We start from the raw sequence: 16,080 nt of genomic DNA, 5'->3' as shown, positions 1-16,080 counted from the left end.
TATGGCTGCGCTGAGCTTGAAGGGCGTCAGGAAATCCTACGACGGCAAGCAGCACGTGCTGCACGGCATCGACGTGGAGATCGCCGACGGCGAATTCATCGTGCTGGTCGGCCCGTCGGGCTGCGGCAAGTCGACGCTGCTGCGGATGATCGCGGGGCTCGAGACGGTGACGGACGGCGAGATCGCGATCGGCGATCGCGTCGTCAATGCGCTGGAGCCGAAGGATCGCGACATCGCGATGGTGTTCCAGAACTATGCGCTGTATCCGCACATGACGGTCGCGCAGAACATGGGCTACGGGCTGAAGATCCGCGGCATCGAGCGCGCGACGATCGACTCGCGGGTGGCCGCGGCCGCGAAGATCCTCGAACTCGAACCGCTGCTCGCGCGGCGGCCGCGCGAACTGTCGGGCGGCCAGCGGCAGCGCGTCGCGATGGGGCGTGCGATCGTGCGCGAGCCGTCGGTGTTCCTGTTCGACGAGCCGCTGTCGAACCTCGACGCGAAGCTGCGCGTGCAGATGCGGCTCGAGATCCAGCGGCTGCATGCGCGGCTCGCGACGACGAGCGTGTACGTGACGCACGACCAGATCGAGGCGATGACGCTCGCGCAGCGCGTGATCGTGATGAACCGTGGTTATGCGGAGCAGATCGGCGCGCCGGTCGACGTGTACGAGAAGCCGGCGACGGTGTTCGTCGCGGGGTTCATCGGCTCGCCGGCAATGAACCTGATGCACGGCCGGCTGTCGGAGGATGGCGCGACGTTTACGGTCGCGGGCGGCGGTCCGGCGCTGCCGGTCGCCGGCGCGCCCGGCATCGGCACCACGATCGCCACCGGGCGCGACTGGGTGCTCGGCGTGCGGCCGGAGCACATGACGCCGCAGCCGGGCGTCGCGCAGGCATCGCTGCCGGTCGACTCGTGCGAGCTGCTCGGCGCGGACAACCTCGCGCACGGCCGCTGGGGCAACCACGACGTCGCGGTGCGGCTGCCGCACGCGGATCGTCCCGCGCGCGGCACGGCGCTGGGCGCCGCGCTGCCCGCGCACCGGCTGCATTTCTTCGATCCCGAGACCGGCAAGCGTGCCGGCTGACCCTGACGGACCTGCTGCGAGGCGCACGATGACTTCCCGTACCGACTGGCCCTATCCGCGCGTCGTCGCCCATCGCGGCGGCGGCACGCTCGCGCCGGAGAACACGCTCGCCGCGTTCGACGAAGGCGCGCGGCGCGGTCACCGGATGGTCGAGTTCGACGCGAAGCTGTCCGCCGACGACGTGAGCTTCCTGCTGCACGACGACACGGTCGACCGCACGTCGAACGGCAGCGGGCCGGCGGCGGGCATGCGCTATGCGGCGCTGGCCGCGCTTGATGCCGGCGCCTGGTTCGACGCGCGTTTCGCGGGCGAGCGGATGCCGACGCTCGAGGCGGCGGCGGCGCGCTGCATCGCGCACGGGATGGCGGCGAACGTCGAGATCAAGCCGTGCCCGGGCCGCGAGCGCGACACGGGGCAGCGGGTGGCGGCTGATGCGGCCGCGTACTGGCACGGCGCGGCCGTACCGCCGCTGCTGTCGTCGTTCTCGTTCGACGCGCTGCAACAGGCGCGCGCGAGCGCCCCGGCGCTGCCGCGCGGGATGCTGTACGAGGCGGTGCCGGACGACTGGCACGCGCAGGTCGTCGGCGCGCTCGGCTGCGTATCGTTGCATGCAAACCACAAGGAACTCGACGAACCGCTCGTGCGCGCGATCAAGGCGGCCGGGCTGCGCATCCTGGTCTACACGGTCAACGACCTCGCCCGGGCGCGCGAACTCGTGCGCTGGGGCGTCGATGCGGTCTGCACGGACCGGATCGACCTGATCGGCCCCGATGCACTGGACGACATTGCGTAGCGACCCGTCCCGCGCGATGGTGGATGCGGGAAGACCCTGAGACAAAAAAACGACGCCCCGGCGGGATTTCCGCCGGGGCGTTTTGCATCGAGGAGACGTTACGTCACGAAAAATCCGCTACAAATTGCAGCAGGATTAACCATTCCCCAAATATTCGACTACGCTTAGAAGCGGTAGCCGACGTTCAGGTACGTGACGATCGGGTTCAGCGAGATGTGGGCCTTCGACGTTTCCGTCAGGGTGCCGACCGGCGTCCGGCGAGCCGTCGTGAAGGTCGCGGTCACGCTGACGGGGATGTACGAGAGCGACAGGCCCGCGAACCAGTGTTTCGTGAAGTTGTACGTGAAGCCGGCGTTGAAGACGGGCGCCCACTGGTTGCTGGTCGTGGCGCTGGTCGGGCCGCCGAGCACGCCGTTCTCGAAGCTGCTGTTCGTGATCTTCGCGCCGGTGAACCAGATGTACGTTGCGCCGATGCCGACATACGGGCGGAACTTCGCGTTGGCGTCGTTGAAGTGGTAGCGAAGCAATACGGCGGGGCTCCACTGGTACGCACGGCCGAGTACGCCGAATCTTTCGAACTGACCCTTGCCGGTGATGTCGAACTTCGGCGGTATCCCCATAACGAGCTCGGTGGAGATATGGTCGGTGACGAAGTACCCCGTTGCGAGCCCAAGCGTATCGGCGTCGCTGATGCCGGCGCCGGTGTTGGGAATCGATTGGTTGATGGGCGTGCCGCCAACGCCGTAGACGAACAGCGGGTCGCTGCTGTCCTGCGGCGCAAGGTGGAACCAACCGGTGCTGACGTAGAAATCACCTGCGGATTGTGCTTGTGCCGTACCGCCCGCAAACGTGAATGCGAGCGCTGCAGCCCCCGTAATGGCCAGTTTTCGTTTCATTGTGTCTCCTCCGATCTAAGGCGTGCTCATTATGACGACTGCGTTTAAAACCAAACAAGCTCGTAAGTTAGAGTTTTCACCCTAAGATTAGTACGACCGTACGTTTCCGCGCCCGCCGGGACAGGCATTCTACGCAGGTGCGCAATTTCGGACCTCCGGGTATTTCCTAACGCGTTCAAACGGACATTCAGCATGGCACGGTTAGCACGACTCTACGTTCCCGACCAGCCGCAGCACGTGATACTGCGCGGCCTGGATCAGCAACCTGCGTTCGTCGACGACCAGGACTACGAACTCTTCATCGATTGCCTGAAGGCCGCGGCACGCGATCATCACCTCTCGGTGCATGCCTACGTGCTGCTTCCGCGCCAGGTGCAGCTCCTCGTGACGCCCAGCGACGAGGCGAGCCTGCCGAAGGCGATGCAGGCGGTCGGCCGCCGCTACGTCGCGCATTTCAACCGACGTTATTCGCGTCGCGGCACCTTGTGGGAAGGCCGCTATCGCGCGACGGTGATCGAAGGCGAACGCTATTTCCTCCTCGCGAGCCGCGTGGTCGAGATGAGCCCGGTGCGCTCGCAGCTGGTCGCGACGCCCGAGGCCTATCGGTGGTCGAGCTACCGGCATCACGTCGGGCTCACCGTCGACAGCCTGATCACCGACCATCCGCTCTACTGGGCGCTCGGCAACACGCCGTTCGACCGTCAGCGCGCGTACAAGGAGCTGTGCGAGCAGCCGCTCGACGAGCGGCAGGCCGATCAGCTGCAGCAGGCGACGCTGAAGGGCTGGGTGCTCGGCGGCGAGAACTACCGCGAATGGGCGGCGCGTACCGCGAACCGCCGCGTATCGCCGCTGCCGCGCGGACGCCCCAGAAAGGTGCGTGAAAACACCCCGCCGATCCAGCAGTAACGCGGGAAAGGCGGATCACGAGGCGGCGCCGCGGGCGCCGCTTCTTTTTGCACCAATACGATACGGCCCCAATAAAACTGCACCAGATCTGAACATGCGTTTAATTGGGGTTCGATCAAGCGGTTTTTGTTGCTATTCCTTTGATTCGTCGCGTATATTCCGAATTCCGGTGGCCCGGGTGAAGCTCGCCCAACCACTGTCGGCCGTGCCGTCTCCCGTCGGGAGCGGGATCGACGGCAACACAAAATGGTTCAACGGCCCTCGAGGCCCCTTTACGACGGTGTCCCCATGAACGACCACCAGCAGCCGCTCGCCGCGGTGCCCGCCGCACAAGGTCTGTACGACCCGCAAAACGAACACGACGCCTGCGGCGTCGGCTTCGTCGCTCACATCAAGGGCAAGAAGAGCCACGAGATCATTCAGCAGGGTCTGAAGATCCTCGAGAACCTCGATCACCGCGGCGCGGTCGGTGCCGATCCGCTGATGGGCGACGGCGCCGGCATCCTGATCCAGATTCCGGACGCGTTCTATCGCGAGGAAATGTCGAAGCAGGGCGTGACGCTGCCGCCGGCCGGTGAATATGGGGTCGGGATGATCTTCCTGCCGAAGGAGAACGCGTCGCGTCTCGCATGCGAGCAGGAGCTCGAGCGGACGGTGCGGGCTGAGGGTCAGGTCGTGCTCGGATGGCGCGACGTGCCGGTCGACCACGCGATGCCGATCTCGCCGACGGTCAAGGCGAGCGAGCCGCTGATCCGCCAGATCTTCATCGGCCGCGGCAAGGACATCATGGTGACGGACGCGCTCGAGCGGAAGCTCTACGTGATCCGCAAGACCGCGAGCCACCGTATCCAGGCGCTGAAGCTCAAGCACGGCAAGGAATACTTCGTGCCGTCGATGTCGGCGCGCACGGTCGTCTACAAGGGGCTGCTGCTGGCGGGCCAGGTCGGCGTGTACTACCGCGACCTGCAGGACTCGCGCGTCGTGTCGGCGCTCGCGCTCGTGCACCAGCGCTTCTCGACCAACACGTTCCCGGCGTGGGAGCTGGCTCACCCGTACCGGATGATCGCGCACAACGGCGAGATCAACACCGTGAAGGGCAACGTGAACTGGCTGAACGCGCGTACCGGCGCGATCGCGTCGCACGTGCTCGGCGACGACCTGCCGAAGCTCTGGCCGCTGATCTATCCGGGCCAGTCGGATACGGCTTCGTTCGACAACTGTCTCGAACTGCTCGTGATGGCGGGCTATCCGCTCGTGCACGCGGTGATGATGATGATCCCGGAAGCGTGGGAACAGCACACGCTGATGGACGAGAACCGCCGCGCGTTCTACGAATACCACGCCGCGATGATGGAGCCGTGGGACGGTCCCGCCGCGATCGCGTTCACGGACGGCCGCCAGATCGGCGCGACGCTCGACCGCAACGGCCTGCGCCCGGCGCGTTACATCGTCACGGACGACGACCTCGTCATCATGGCGTCGGAAGCCGGCACGCTGCAGATCCCCGAATCGAAGATCGTCAAGAAGTGGCGCCTGCAGCCGGGCAAGATGTTCCTGATCGACATGGAACACGGCCGCATCATCGACGACAAGGAACTGAAAGACAACCTCGCGAACGCTAAGCCGTACAAGAGCTGGATCGACGCCGTGCGCATCAAGCTCGACGAGATCGAGCCGAAGGCCGAGGACGTCGCGGCCGGCCGCACGCAGGGCGCCGCGCTGCTCGACCGCCAGCAGGCGTTCGGCTATACGCAGGAAGACCTCAAGTTCCTGATGGCGCCGATGGCGCAGCAGGGTGAAGAGGCCGTCGGCTCGATGGGCAACGACTCGCCGCTCGCGGTGATGTCGAACAAGAACAAGACGCTCTATCACTACTTCAAGCAGCTCTTCGCGCAGGTCACGAACCCGCCGATCGACCCGATCCGCGAGAACATGGTCATGTCGCTCGTGTCGTTCATCGGCCCGAAGCCGAACCTGCTCGACACGAACAACATCAACCCGCCGATGCGTCTCGAAGTGTCGCAGCCGGTGCTCGACTTCAAGGACATCGCGAAGATCCGCGCGATCGACCAGTACACGGGCGGCAAGTTCAGCGCATACGAGCTGAACATCTGCTATCCGGTGGCCTGGGGCAAGGAAGGCATCGAGGCGCGCCTCGCGTCGCTGTGCGCGGAAGCCGTCGACGCGGTGAAGTCGGGCTACAACATGCTGATCGTGTCGGACCGCAAGACGGACGCCGAGCATGTCGCGATTCCGGCGCTGCTCGCCACGTCGGCGATCCACACGCACCTCGTCCAGCAAGGGCTGCGCACGAGCACGGGCCTCGTCGTCGAGACGGGCTCGGCACGTGAGACGCACCACTTCGCGCTGCTCGCGGGCTACGGCGCGGAAGCCGTGCACCCGTATCTCGCGATGGAAACGCTCGCGAAGATGGCCGAAGGCCTGCCGGGCGACCTGTCGCCGGAGAAGGCCGTCTACAACTTCACGAAGGCGGTCGGCAAGGGCCTGCAGAAGGTGATGTCGAAGATGGGCATCTCGACGTACATGTCGTACACGGGCGCGCAGATCTTCGAAGCGCTCGGCCTGTCGAGCGACCTCGTCGAGAAGTACTTCAAGGGCACGGCATCGAAGGTCGGCGGCATCGGCCTGTTCGAAGTCGCGGAAGAAGCGATCCGCCTGCACCGCGACGCGTTCGGCGACAACCCGGTGCTGCGCGACATGCTCGACGCGGGCGGCGAGTACGCGTACCGCGTGCGCGGCGAAGACCACATGTGGACGCCGGATTCGATCGCGAAGCTCCAGCACGCGACGCGCAGCAACTCGTACCAGACGTACAAGGAATACGCGCACCTGATCAACGACCAGACCAAGCGTCACATGACGTTCCGCGGCCTGTTCGAGTTCAAGGTCGAGCCGACCAAGGCGATCCCGATCGAAAACGTCGAGCCGGCGAAGGACATCGTCAAGCGCTTTGCGACGGGCGCGATGTCGCTCGGTTCGATCAGCACCGAAGCGCATGCGACGCTGGCGATCGCGATGAACCGGATCGGCGGCAAGTCGAACACCGGCGAAGGCGGCGAGGACGAGAAGCGCTATCGCAACGAACTGCGCGGCATTCCGATCAAGTCGGGCGAGACGCTGAAGTCGGTCATCGGCGACGAGATCGTCAGCGACATTCCGCTGAAGGACGGCGATTCGCTGCGCTCGAAGATCAAGCAGGTCGCGTCGGGCCGCTTCGGCGTCACCGCCGAGTACCTCGCGTCGGCCGACCAGATCCAGATCAAGATGGCGCAGGGCGCGAAGCCGGGCGAAGGCGGCCAGCTGCCGGGCCACAAGGTGTCCGAATACATCGGCAAGCTGCGTTACTCGGTGCCGGGTGTCGGCCTGATCTCGCCGCCGCCGCACCACGACATCTACTCGATCGAGGATCTGGCGCAGCTGATCCACGACCTGAAGAACGTGAACCCGAGCTCGAGCATCTCGGTGAAGCTGGTGTCGGAAGTGGGCGTCGGCACGGTCGCGGCCGGTGTCGCGAAGGCGAAGGCCGATCACGTCGTGATCGCCGGCCATGACGGCGGCACGGGCGCATCGCCGCTGTCGTCGGTCAAGCACGCCGGCACGCCGTGGGAACTCGGCCTCGCCGAAACGCAGCAGACGCTGGTGCTGAACCGCCTGCGCGGCCGCATCCGCGTGCAGGCCGACGGCCAGATGAAGACGGGCCGCGACGTCGTGATCGGCGCGCTGCTCGGCGCTGACGAATTCGGCTTCGCGACGGCGCCGCTCGTCGTCGAAGGCTGCATCATGATGCGCAAGTGCCACCTGAACACGTGCCCGGTCGGCGTCGCGACGCAGGATCCGGTGCTGCGCGCGAAGTTCAAGGGCCAGCCCGAGCACGTCGTGAACTACTTCTTCTTCGTCGCCGAGGAAGTGCGCGAGATCATGGCGCAGCTCGGCATCGCGAAGTTCGACGACCTGATCGGTCGCGCCGACCTGCTCGATACGCGCAAGGGCATCGAGCACTGGAAGGCGAAGGGCCTCGACTTCTCGCGCGTGTTCTACCAGCCGGAAGAGTGCGAGGACGTCGCGCCGCGTCACGTCGACGTGCAGGATCACGGCCTCGAGCGCGCGCTCGACCACGTGCTGATCGAGAAGGCGAAGGCCGCGATCGAGAACGGCGAGCATGTGTCGTTCATCCAGCCGGTGCGCAACGTGAACCGCACGGTCGGCGCGATGCTGTCGGGCGTGATCGCGAAGAAGCACGGCCATGACGGCCTGGCCGACGACGCGGTGCACATCCAGCTGAAGGGCACGGCCGGCCAGAGCTTCGGCGCGTTCCTCGCGAAGGGCGTGACGCTCGACCTCGTCGGCGACGGCAACGACTACGTCGGCAAGGGCCTGTCGGGCGGCCGGATCATCATCCGACCGACCAACGACTTCCGCGGCAAGTCCGAGGAAAACATCATCTGCGGCAATACGGTGATGTACGGCGCGATCGAAGGCGAAGCCTTCTTCCGCGGCGTGGCGGGCGAGCGCTTCTGCGTGCGCAACTCGGGCGCGACGGCGGTCGTCGAAGGCACGGGCGACCACGGCTGCGAATACATGACGGGCGGCACGGTCGTCGTGCTCGGCGAGACGGGGCGCAACTTCGCGGCCGGCATGTCGGGCGGCCTCGCGTACATCTACGATCCGGAAGGCACGTTCGCGGCGAAGTGCAACAAGTCGATGGTCGCGCTCGAGCCGGTGCTGCAGCAGGCCGAGCAGGAGCGCACGGTCGACCGCGCGCTCTGGCATGCGGGCACGACGGACGAAGCGCTGCTCAAGGGGCTCGTCGAGCGTCATTTCCAGTTCACGGGTTCGCCGCGCGCGAAGTCGCTGCTGGAAAACTGGGACGCGGCGCGCCGCCAGTTCGTGAAGGTGTTCCCGCACGAATACAAGCGCGCGCTGGGCGAGATCGGTGCGAAGAAGGCGGCGAAGGAAGTGCTGGCCGCCTGAGCGACGAACGACATAGCGAATGCCGCGCGCGCATGATTGCCGCGCGCGGCTCCCCCACCCGATACACCGAACAGAAGAGCACCTTATGGGCAAGGCAACCGGTTTTCTGGAGTTCGAACGCCGCCACGAGGCGTACGAAGCACCGCTCACGCGCGTGAAGCACTACAAGGAATTCGTCGCGGCACTGACCGACGCGGACGCGAAGGTCCAGGGCGCGCGCTGCATGGACTGCGGCATCCCGTTCTGCAACAACGGCTGCCCTGTCAACAACATCATCCCGGACTTCAACGATCTCGTTTACCGCCAGGACTGGCAGCAGGCGATCGAAGTCCTGCACTCGACCAACAACTTCCCGGAATTCACGGGCCGCATCTGCCCGGCGCCGTGCGAAGCGGCGTGCACGCTCGGGATCAACAACGACCCGGTCGGCATCAAGTCGATCGAGCACGCGATCATCGACAAGGCCTGGGCGGAAGGTTGGGTGAAGCCGCTGCCGGCCGAGCACAAGACGGGCAAGAAGGTCGCGGTCGTCGGTTCCGGCCCCGCGGGCCTCGCGGCCGCGCAGCAACTCGCGCGCGCCGGCCACGACGTGACGGTGTTCGAGAAGAACGACCGGATCGGCGGCCTGCTGCGTTACGGGATTCCCGACTTCAAGCTCGAGAAGTGGCTGATCGACCGCCGCATGCGCCAGATGGAAGCGGAAGGCGTGACGTTCCGCACCAGCGTGTTCATCGGCAAGGATCCGCTGCCCGAATCGATCGGCAGCCTCGCGAAGGAAACCATCTCGCCGGACACGCTGAAGGAAGAGTTCGACGCGGTCGTGATCGCGGGCGGTTCGGAAACGCCGCGTGACCTGCCGGTGCCGGGCCGCGAGCTGGCCGGCGTGCATTTCGCGATGGACTTCCTGCCGCAGCAGAACCGTGTGAACGCGGGCGACAAGCTCACCGACCAGCTGCTCGCGAAGGGCAAGCACGTGATCGTGATCGGCGGCGGCGATACCGGTTCGGACTGCGTCGGCACGTCGAACCGTCACGGCGCGAAGCAGGTCACGCAGTTCGAGCTGCTGCCGCAGCCGCCGGAAGAGGAAAACAAGCCGCTCGTGTGGCCGTACTGGCCGATCAAGCTGCGCACGTCGTCGTCGCACGAGGAAGGCTGCGAGCGTGACTGGGCGGTCGCGACGAAGCGTCTCGAAGGCAAGAACGGCAAGGTCGAGAAGCTGATCGCGGTGCGCGTCGAGTGGAAGGACGGCAAGATGCAGGAAGTGCCGGGCTCCGAGTTCGAGATGAAGGCCGACCTGGTGCTGCTCGCGATGGGCTTCACGCAGCCGGCAGCGCCCGTGCTCGACGCGTTCGGCGTTGCGAAGGACGCACGCGGCAACGCGCGTGCGGCGACCGAAGGCGATCGCTCGTACTACACGTCGGTCGACAAGGTGTTCGCAGCTGGCGACATGCGCCGCGGCCAGTCGCTCGTCGTCTGGGCGATCCGCGAAGGCCGCCAGTGCGCGCGCTCGGTCGACGCGTACCTGATGGGGCATTCGGAACTGCCGCGCTAAGCTGAAGCGCGCGAGCGGGTTTCGAAGAAAACCGGGCGTCCGAAAGGACGCCCGGTTTTTTTATGGGGCGCGAGCCTGAGACGACTGGGTTGGCGAGGGTTTTCCGTGAGCAGGCAACAATTTATTCGGCATCAATTAAATCGACCATTCATAAAAACAAAAATATCGATATTTATCTCGAAATAGACGTTGAATCGGGGTCTGCTGCCACCTATAGTGATTTTTGTCCGATTAATTCGGGCATATTGAACGGTCTGGTTTTCACACCCTTTGGAGAAAATCATGGCGTATATATCGATGTCGTTTCAGTTTACGCATGATCCGACGCGCGCCCTCGGTGTTGCCCAGAACAATACCGACGGCAGCGTGATCGGCCCGAATGCCCCGGTGCAACTTCGCTACTTCACCGACCCGAATGTGCAGACCCTGTGGGACTATGATCCCACCGTTGGTTTCATCATTCTGGATTTCAGCGATTTGAACGGCGGAGGCAAGCTGGCGGTCGATTTCGCGGACGGCAAGGTCGCCGCCGAAACCCCGCTGGTCCTGCGCCCGTTCACGGGAGCGCCTTCGCAGCGGTGGAGCATCTCCATTCGCCCCGGTTACATCACGTCACTCGCCAACACCGGCCTCGTGATCGACGATCATTACGATAGTCGGCAGGCCAACAACCTCGTCTGGGCATTCCCGTACAACGGCACCCAAGCACAACAATGGACGCCGGTTCATGCCTTCCAGGCAGTCGCCGAAAGAGCGCCGCAATCGCTACGAGCATAAGAATTGTTTGCGGGCGCCGCGGGCAGAGGATCCCCGCGGCGACCCGCGCCGACCGACTCAGACGCATGCGCGTCGTCGACGGGTGAATTATTTTACGGCAATCAACCGGTATCGCAATAAACTGCATCGGATTCACCCGGGTTATTTCTATTTTCGGGATTGGGCGTTTCTAGGGGGTAGTCGTGATTAATGGGTGGGGAAAACTGCTTAAAGCATAGTTTCGTTTTTTATCGCCATTTCTGTTTGGCGATTCACTATTGCGACTGTTTTCGGGTGTCAAAGATCGCGACTCGCCCGCTATGGTATTCCCGCTCGGGATCGCTGCTCGCCGAGCCTGGCGCACCGTGTGACAAAGAGCAAGGATCCGGGGCATCACCCAAGCCCCGGGCATGCACTCGCCGCGCCGCCCGCCCCGTCGCATCCCCCCGCACCTCCCCGAAGCGTCGCCTAACCTGATCACATCGGACGTTGATTTTCCGCGATCCCGAATACTTTCATTTTGTAATGTTCCTTGGAAACTGTCATATCATCGCCCGCTGGCCGCGTTCGCGTGGCCGCCGCATTTGACTGACCCCATTTACAAGGACTCTGAATGGAAGCATTCGTACAAGGGCTGATCGACGCCGTCAACGGTGTGCTGTGGAACTACGTGCTGATCGCGCTGCTGCTCGGCGTGGGCGCGTGGTTCACGCTGCGGTTCCGGATGATCCAGCTGAAGGCGCTGTTCCTCAGCATCAAACTGGTCGGCAGCAAGGGCGAGCCGGGCAGCATCTCGTCATTCCAGGCGTTCGCGACCGGCCTCGCGAGCCGCGTGGGCACCGGCAACATCGCCGGTGTGGCGGTCGCGCTGACGGTCGGCGGGCCGGGCGCGATCTTCTGGATGTGGATGACGGCGCTCGTCGGGATGTCGTCGGCGTTCGTCGAGGCGACGCTCGCGCAGATCTTCAAGGTGTCGCACGCGGACGGCAGCTATCGCGGCGGCCCCGCGTACTACATCCAGACGGGCCTGCGCTCGCGCGGCTTCGGCGTGCTGTTCTCGCTGTCGCTGATCCTCGCGTTCGGCTTCGTGTTCAACGCGGTGCAGGCCAATGCGATCGCCGACGCGTTCCATACGTCGTTCGGCTGGAGCCGCGAAACGGTCGGCCTCGGCCTCGTGCTGCTCACCGCGCCGCTCATCTTCGGCGGGATTCGCCGCATCGCGTCGGTCGCGCAGGTGATCGTGCCGGTGATGGCGATCGGCTACCTCGCTCTGGCGGTCTACGCGGTCGCGACGCACGTCGCGCTGGTGCCGGGCGTGATCGCGCTGATCGTGAAGAGCGCGTTCGGGCTCGAGCAGGCAGCGGGCGGCCTGACCGGCTATGCAGTCAGCCAGGCGGTCGCGATGGGTGTGAAGCGCGGATTGTTCTCGAATGAGGCCGGCATGGGCAGCGCACCGAACGCGGCCGCAACCGCGAGCGTGCGGCATCCGGTCGTGCAGGGGTTGATCCAGATGCTCGGCGTGTTCGTCGACACGATCGTGATCTGCAGCGCGACCGCGTTCGTGATCCTGCTGTCGGGCCAGTACGAACTCGGCACCGGCATGGAGGGCGCGGCGCTCACGCAGCGCGCGATCGCGAGCCACGTCGGCGACTGGGGCGGCATCTACATGGCCGTCGCGATCTTCTTCTTCGCGTACTCGTCGGTGATCGGCAATTACGCATACGCGGAAGGCAACGTCGACTTCATCACGAAGCGGCGCGGCGTGCTGCCGCTGTTCCGCGTCGCGGTGCTCGGGATGGTGATGTTCGGCAGCGTCGGGCAACTGCCGCTCGTGTGGGCGATGGCCGATACGAGCATGGGGCTGATGGCGATCATCAACCTGGTCGCGATCCTCGCGCTCGGCAAGTATGCGCATGCCGCGTGGCGCGACTATCGCCGCCAGCGCGCGGAAGGCGTTGCCGACCCGGTGTTCACGCGCAACACGATTCCCGAGCTTGCAAGCGTGCTGCCCGCCGACGTGTGGGGCGAGCACGGTCCGCTGCCGCAGCGTCCGGCTTCGGAGGGCGCGGTGGTCGAAGCGCGCGTGGCGGTGCGCGAGTCATGAACGGCGACCGGCTCCGTGCATTCGTCGCGCTGGTGCCCGATGCGGCATCGCGCGATGCACTGCACGCGTTGCCGGTCACCCGCGGCGCGCGGCGCACGATGCCGGCTCAATTGCACGTGACGCTCTCGTTCATCGGTGCAATCGAACGGGAGCGGTGCAATGCGCTGGCTGCGCGCCTGCCGGCACTCGCGGCCGGGCATGCGCTGCCGTTGCAACTGGTCGAGCGAATCGCGTGGTGGCCGAGCCTGCCGCGCGCGAGGCTGATCGTCGCGGAGCTGGCGCCCGATCCCGCCTGTGCGGCGCTGAATGCCGACGTGTCCGCGCTGCTGCACGAACTGGGCGTGCCGGCCGACGGCCGGCCGTTCAGGCCGCACGTCACACTCGCGCGGTTGCCGCGCGACGCGGACGGGCAGCCTGCGCACGGCGGTGCGACCGGGCGGCCGGTTGCGCTGCGTTTCGTCGCGCTGACGCTATTTGAAAGCAGGCTGTCGCACGACGGTGTGTCGCATGTGCCGATCGTGTCGGCGCCGGTCGCGCCGGCGTAGCGGGAAAGCTGGAAGGCGGGGAGGACGAGGAAGTGAAGGCCGGCGCGGTATGCGCCGGCCTTTTTTGCGGTTAAGCGGCGACCTTGTCGCTCTCGTTCACGCGTTCGACGTTGATCGTGCCGACGTGGAACGCGGCCAGCGCCTCGCGGTGCGCGATGCTGACGATCGCGGCCTTCGGCAGCCGTTCGGCGAACAGGTGATAGAGCCGCGCTTCATTGTCGGCGTCGAGCGCGCTCGTCGCTTCGTCGAGGAACAGGAAGTCCGGCTTGTGCAGCAGCACGCGCGCGCCGGCCAGACGCTGCTGTTCGCCCGGCGACAGCACGCGCGTCCAGTGGGCAGTCTCGTCGAGGCGCCCGACGTAGTCTTCCAGGTGGCACGCACGCAGCGCGTCGCGGCACGCGTCGTCGGTGAACGCGTCGGGCGCGGCCGGATAGGTGAGCGCGGCCTTCAGCGTGCCGATCGGCAAGTAGCTGGTTTGCGGCACGAACATCATCCGCGCGCCGACCGGCGCATCGATCGCGCCGTCGCCGAACGGCCAGAGGCCCGCCAGCGCGCGCATGAACGTGCTCTTGCCGGAACCCGACTTGCCGACGACGAGCCAGCGCGAGCCGGGTTCGATCGTCAGGTTGCCGATGTTCGCGAGCGCGTTGCCGTTCGGCAGCGCGAGTTTCAGCGACGACGTCGACAGCTTCGCGGCATCGACGTAATGCAGGTTGATGCCGCCGTGCTCGGTCGCGGGCGACATGCTTTCCTTCAGGTGCGACGTGCCCATCACGCGCTTGAACTCACGCAGACGGTTGACGGTGGCGCGCCATTCGACGAGGGTCGAGTAACTGTTGATGAACCAGGAGAACGAATCGCTGACGGTGCCGAACGCCGACGAGATCTGCATCAACACGCCGAACGAGAACGCGCCCGCGAAATAGCGCGGCGCCGCGACGACGAGCGGGAAGATGATCGCGATCTGCCCGTAGAAGCTCAGCACGAACGTAAGGCGCTTCGTGTACTTCATCACGCGCCACCAGTTGTCGCGAATGCGCGTGAACAGGTTCTGCGCATTGACGGTCTCGGTTTTCTCGCCGTCGTAGAACGCGATCTGCTCGGCGTTCTCGCGCACGCGGATCAGCCCGAAGCGGAAGTCGGCCTCGACGCGCTGCTGCTGGTAGTTGATCGACACGAGCGGGTGGCCGACCTTCTGGATGATCAGCGAGCCGACCACCGCGTACAGCGCGGCCGCCCACACCATGTAGCCGGGGATCGTGATCGGCGTCGCGCCGAGCGAGAACGTCAGCGCGCCCGCGAGCGACCACAGGATGGTGATGAACGACACGAGCGTGACGACCGTCGACAGCAGGTCGAGCGACAGCGCGAGCGTCGTCGTCGCGAACGACTGTAGGTCGTCGGTGATCCGCTGGTCGGGGTTGTCGGCGAGGCGGTCGCGTTCGATCCGGTAGAACGCACGATCGCCGAGCCACTGGCCGAGAAAGCGGTCGGTGAGCCACTGGCGCCAGCGGAACCCGAGCATCTGGCGCAGGTAGCGGCCGTACACCGCGAGGATGATGAAGCCGAATGCGAGCGCGGAGAACTGCATCAGCAGGTTCGGGAAGTCGTGGACGTCCTTCGACTGCAGCGCGTTGTAGAACTGCGCGTTCCACTTGTTCAGCTTGACGTTGATCCAGACCACGCAAAGGTTGATTGCGATGATCGTGACCAGCAGCCCCCACGCGATTTTCCATTCGGACGACACCCAGTAGGGCTTGATGAGGCTCCACGCGGATACCGGGCGCTCGTCCTGCGGCGCGTCGGAGACGGAGCGGACGGGATCGATCGATTGGGTCATGTGCTTCCTGATGAGTAGCCGGCGCGCGGGCCGGGCGGAGCCGGACGCGCGCCGCGATACGGCATGCCGGGACGAGGTGCCGACTGACGGCGGGCGTCCGGATGGTGGCCCGCACGTCTTAAACGGCACTTAAGGCCGGCGGTGACGCGGCAACCGGCCGCTCGCGCGGCCGGCCTGCGGGCATTGTGCCAGAGCGGCGCGGCGCGACGGCGAATTTGCCGCAAGGGGACAGTTTGCGGCGCTTTCCGCTTTTATGGTCTAATGGCCGACGACGAAACAGGGGTGCTTCGAGCGCGGCCGACGGACAGTTCCGGGCGACGCGGCGAGGCTGAGAAAGACCCTTCGCACCCGATCCGGGTAATACCGGCGAGGGAAGTTTCTGATCCCGCCGGGCCGCGCTGGCTGCCATCCCACATGGTCAGCGCCCGAGTCCCGCCCGGCCGGCCTTTGCTGCCGGTTTCGTCCTTTTGGGTACGCGCGTCGCGCGTTACGGAAGGAATGATGACCGCTCAATCTTCAGTCTTTTGTGCTGTTCCCGATCCGCTGTCGCGTGCGTCCGCACGGGACGGTGCATGCGCGTCGACGTTCGTTGCACGCGATAGCGCTGTT

At 65.5% G+C, this 16,080-nt stretch carries 10 protein-coding genes and 1 riboswitch; of the genes, 8 read left to right on the top strand and 2 right to left on the bottom strand.

Translation table 11 applies throughout. The features are described from left to right. The first annotated feature begins 1 nt into the window (after position 1). Together DIE08_RS24515 and ugpQ are read left to right on the top strand one after the other, a co-directional pair. Positions 2-1,087 (top strand): sn-glycerol-3-phosphate import ATP-binding protein UgpC, encoded by a 1,086-nt coding sequence (locus DIE08_RS24515; RefSeq protein ID WP_124904031.1) that lies wholly within the window; start codon positions 2-4, stop codon positions 1,085-1,087. A 28-nt stretch (positions 1,088-1,115) separates the two neighbouring features. Continuing rightward, positions 1,116-1,880: a glycerophosphodiester phosphodiesterase gene (gene ugpQ, locus DIE08_RS24510; RefSeq protein ID WP_124904029.1), complete on the top strand. Its 765-nt coding sequence runs from the start codon at positions 1,116-1,118 to the stop codon at positions 1,878-1,880. A gap of 164 nt (positions 1,881-2,044) precedes the next feature. Here the strand turns inward: ugpQ and DIE08_RS24505 are convergent, their stop codons facing one another. Beyond that, positions 2,045-2,776: an OmpW family protein gene (locus DIE08_RS24505; protein ID WP_124628047.1), complete on the bottom strand. Its 732-nt coding sequence runs from the start codon at positions 2,774-2,776 to the stop codon at positions 2,045-2,047. 192 nt (positions 2,777-2,968) lie between these two features. On the opposite strand from DIE08_RS24505, the gene DIE08_RS24500 reads away from it, so the two are divergent. From DIE08_RS24500 to thpR, 6 genes are all read left to right on the top strand, one after another. Then, complete coding sequence (locus tag DIE08_RS24500) at positions 2,969-3,682, top strand: transposase (protein ID WP_027783329.1); 714 nt, start codon at positions 2,969-2,971, stop codon at positions 3,680-3,682. A gap of 288 nt (positions 3,683-3,970) precedes the next feature. Further along, positions 3,971-8,674, top strand: a complete 4,704-nt coding sequence (locus tag DIE08_RS24490) for a glutamate synthase-related protein (protein WP_124904027.1) — start codon at positions 3,971-3,973, stop codon at positions 8,672-8,674. Positions 8,675-8,759: 85 nt separating this feature from the next. Then, positions 8,760-10,226: a glutamate synthase subunit beta gene (locus tag DIE08_RS24485; protein WP_124628042.1), complete on the top strand. Its 1,467-nt coding sequence runs from the start codon at positions 8,760-8,762 to the stop codon at positions 10,224-10,226. Positions 10,227-10,508: 282 nt separating this feature from the next. After that, positions 10,509-11,003, top strand: a complete 495-nt coding sequence (locus DIE08_RS24480; protein ID WP_124904025.1) for an RICIN domain-containing protein — start codon at positions 10,509-10,511, stop codon at positions 11,001-11,003. A 592-nt stretch (positions 11,004-11,595) separates the two neighbouring features. Beyond that, positions 11,596-13,086 carry a sodium:alanine symporter family protein gene (locus DIE08_RS24475; protein ID WP_124904023.1) on the top strand — a complete coding sequence of 497 codons (1,491 nt, stop codon included), beginning with the start codon at positions 11,596-11,598 and terminating at the stop codon, positions 13,084-13,086. Further along, the gene (thpR, locus tag DIE08_RS24470) at positions 13,083-13,631 is read left to right on the top strand and encodes an RNA 2',3'-cyclic phosphodiesterase (RefSeq protein WP_124904021.1); all 549 of its coding nucleotides are present in this window, start codon (positions 13,083-13,085) and stop codon (positions 13,629-13,631) included. Before DIE08_RS24475 ends, thpR begins: the two co-directional genes overlap by 4 nt. 70 nt (positions 13,632-13,701) lie before the next feature. On the opposite strand, the gene DIE08_RS24465 is transcribed toward thpR, so the two are convergent. Further along, positions 13,702-15,471: an ABC transporter ATP-binding protein/permease gene (locus DIE08_RS24465; protein ID WP_124904019.1), complete on the bottom strand. Its 1,770-nt coding sequence runs from the start codon at positions 15,469-15,471 to the stop codon at positions 13,702-13,704. A 268-nt stretch (positions 15,472-15,739) separates the two neighbouring features. Further along, positions 15,740-15,863: riboswitch (TPP riboswitch) on the top strand. Positions 15,864-16,080: the final 217 nt, after the last annotated feature.

The organism is Burkholderia sp. Bp9004 (assembly GCF_003858025.1).
Classification (GTDB): Bacteria; Pseudomonadota; Gammaproteobacteria; order Burkholderiales; family Burkholderiaceae; genus Burkholderia; species Burkholderia diffusa.
Note: the sequence above shows the minus strand (reverse complement) of the source record. Positions and strands in the feature narration are given on the sequence as shown.

Coding starts and splice junctions, on each gene's coding strand:
- DIE08_RS24515 (WP_124904031.1), top strand. CDS start 2: ATGGCTGCGCTGAGCTTGAAGGGCGTCAGGAAATCCTACGACGGCAAG.
- ugpQ (WP_124904029.1), top strand. CDS start 1,116: ATGACTTCCCGTACCGACTGGCCCTATCCGCGCGTCGTCGCCCATCGC.
- DIE08_RS24505 (WP_124628047.1), bottom strand. CDS start 2,776: ATGAAACGAAAACTGGCCATTACGGGGGCTGCAGCGCTCGCATTCACG.
- DIE08_RS24500 (WP_027783329.1), top strand. CDS start 2,969: ATGGCACGGTTAGCACGACTCTACGTTCCCGACCAGCCGCAGCACGTG.
- DIE08_RS24490 (WP_124904027.1), top strand. CDS start 3,971: ATGAACGACCACCAGCAGCCGCTCGCCGCGGTGCCCGCCGCACAAGGT.
- DIE08_RS24485 (WP_124628042.1), top strand. CDS start 8,760: ATGGGCAAGGCAACCGGTTTTCTGGAGTTCGAACGCCGCCACGAGGCG.
- DIE08_RS24480 (WP_124904025.1), top strand. CDS start 10,509: ATGGCGTATATATCGATGTCGTTTCAGTTTACGCATGATCCGACGCGC.
- DIE08_RS24475 (WP_124904023.1), top strand. CDS start 11,596: ATGGAAGCATTCGTACAAGGGCTGATCGACGCCGTCAACGGTGTGCTG.
- thpR (WP_124904021.1), top strand. CDS start 13,083: ATGAACGGCGACCGGCTCCGTGCATTCGTCGCGCTGGTGCCCGATGCG.
- DIE08_RS24465 (WP_124904019.1), bottom strand. CDS start 15,471: ATGACCCAATCGATCGATCCCGTCCGCTCCGTCTCCGACGCGCCGCAG.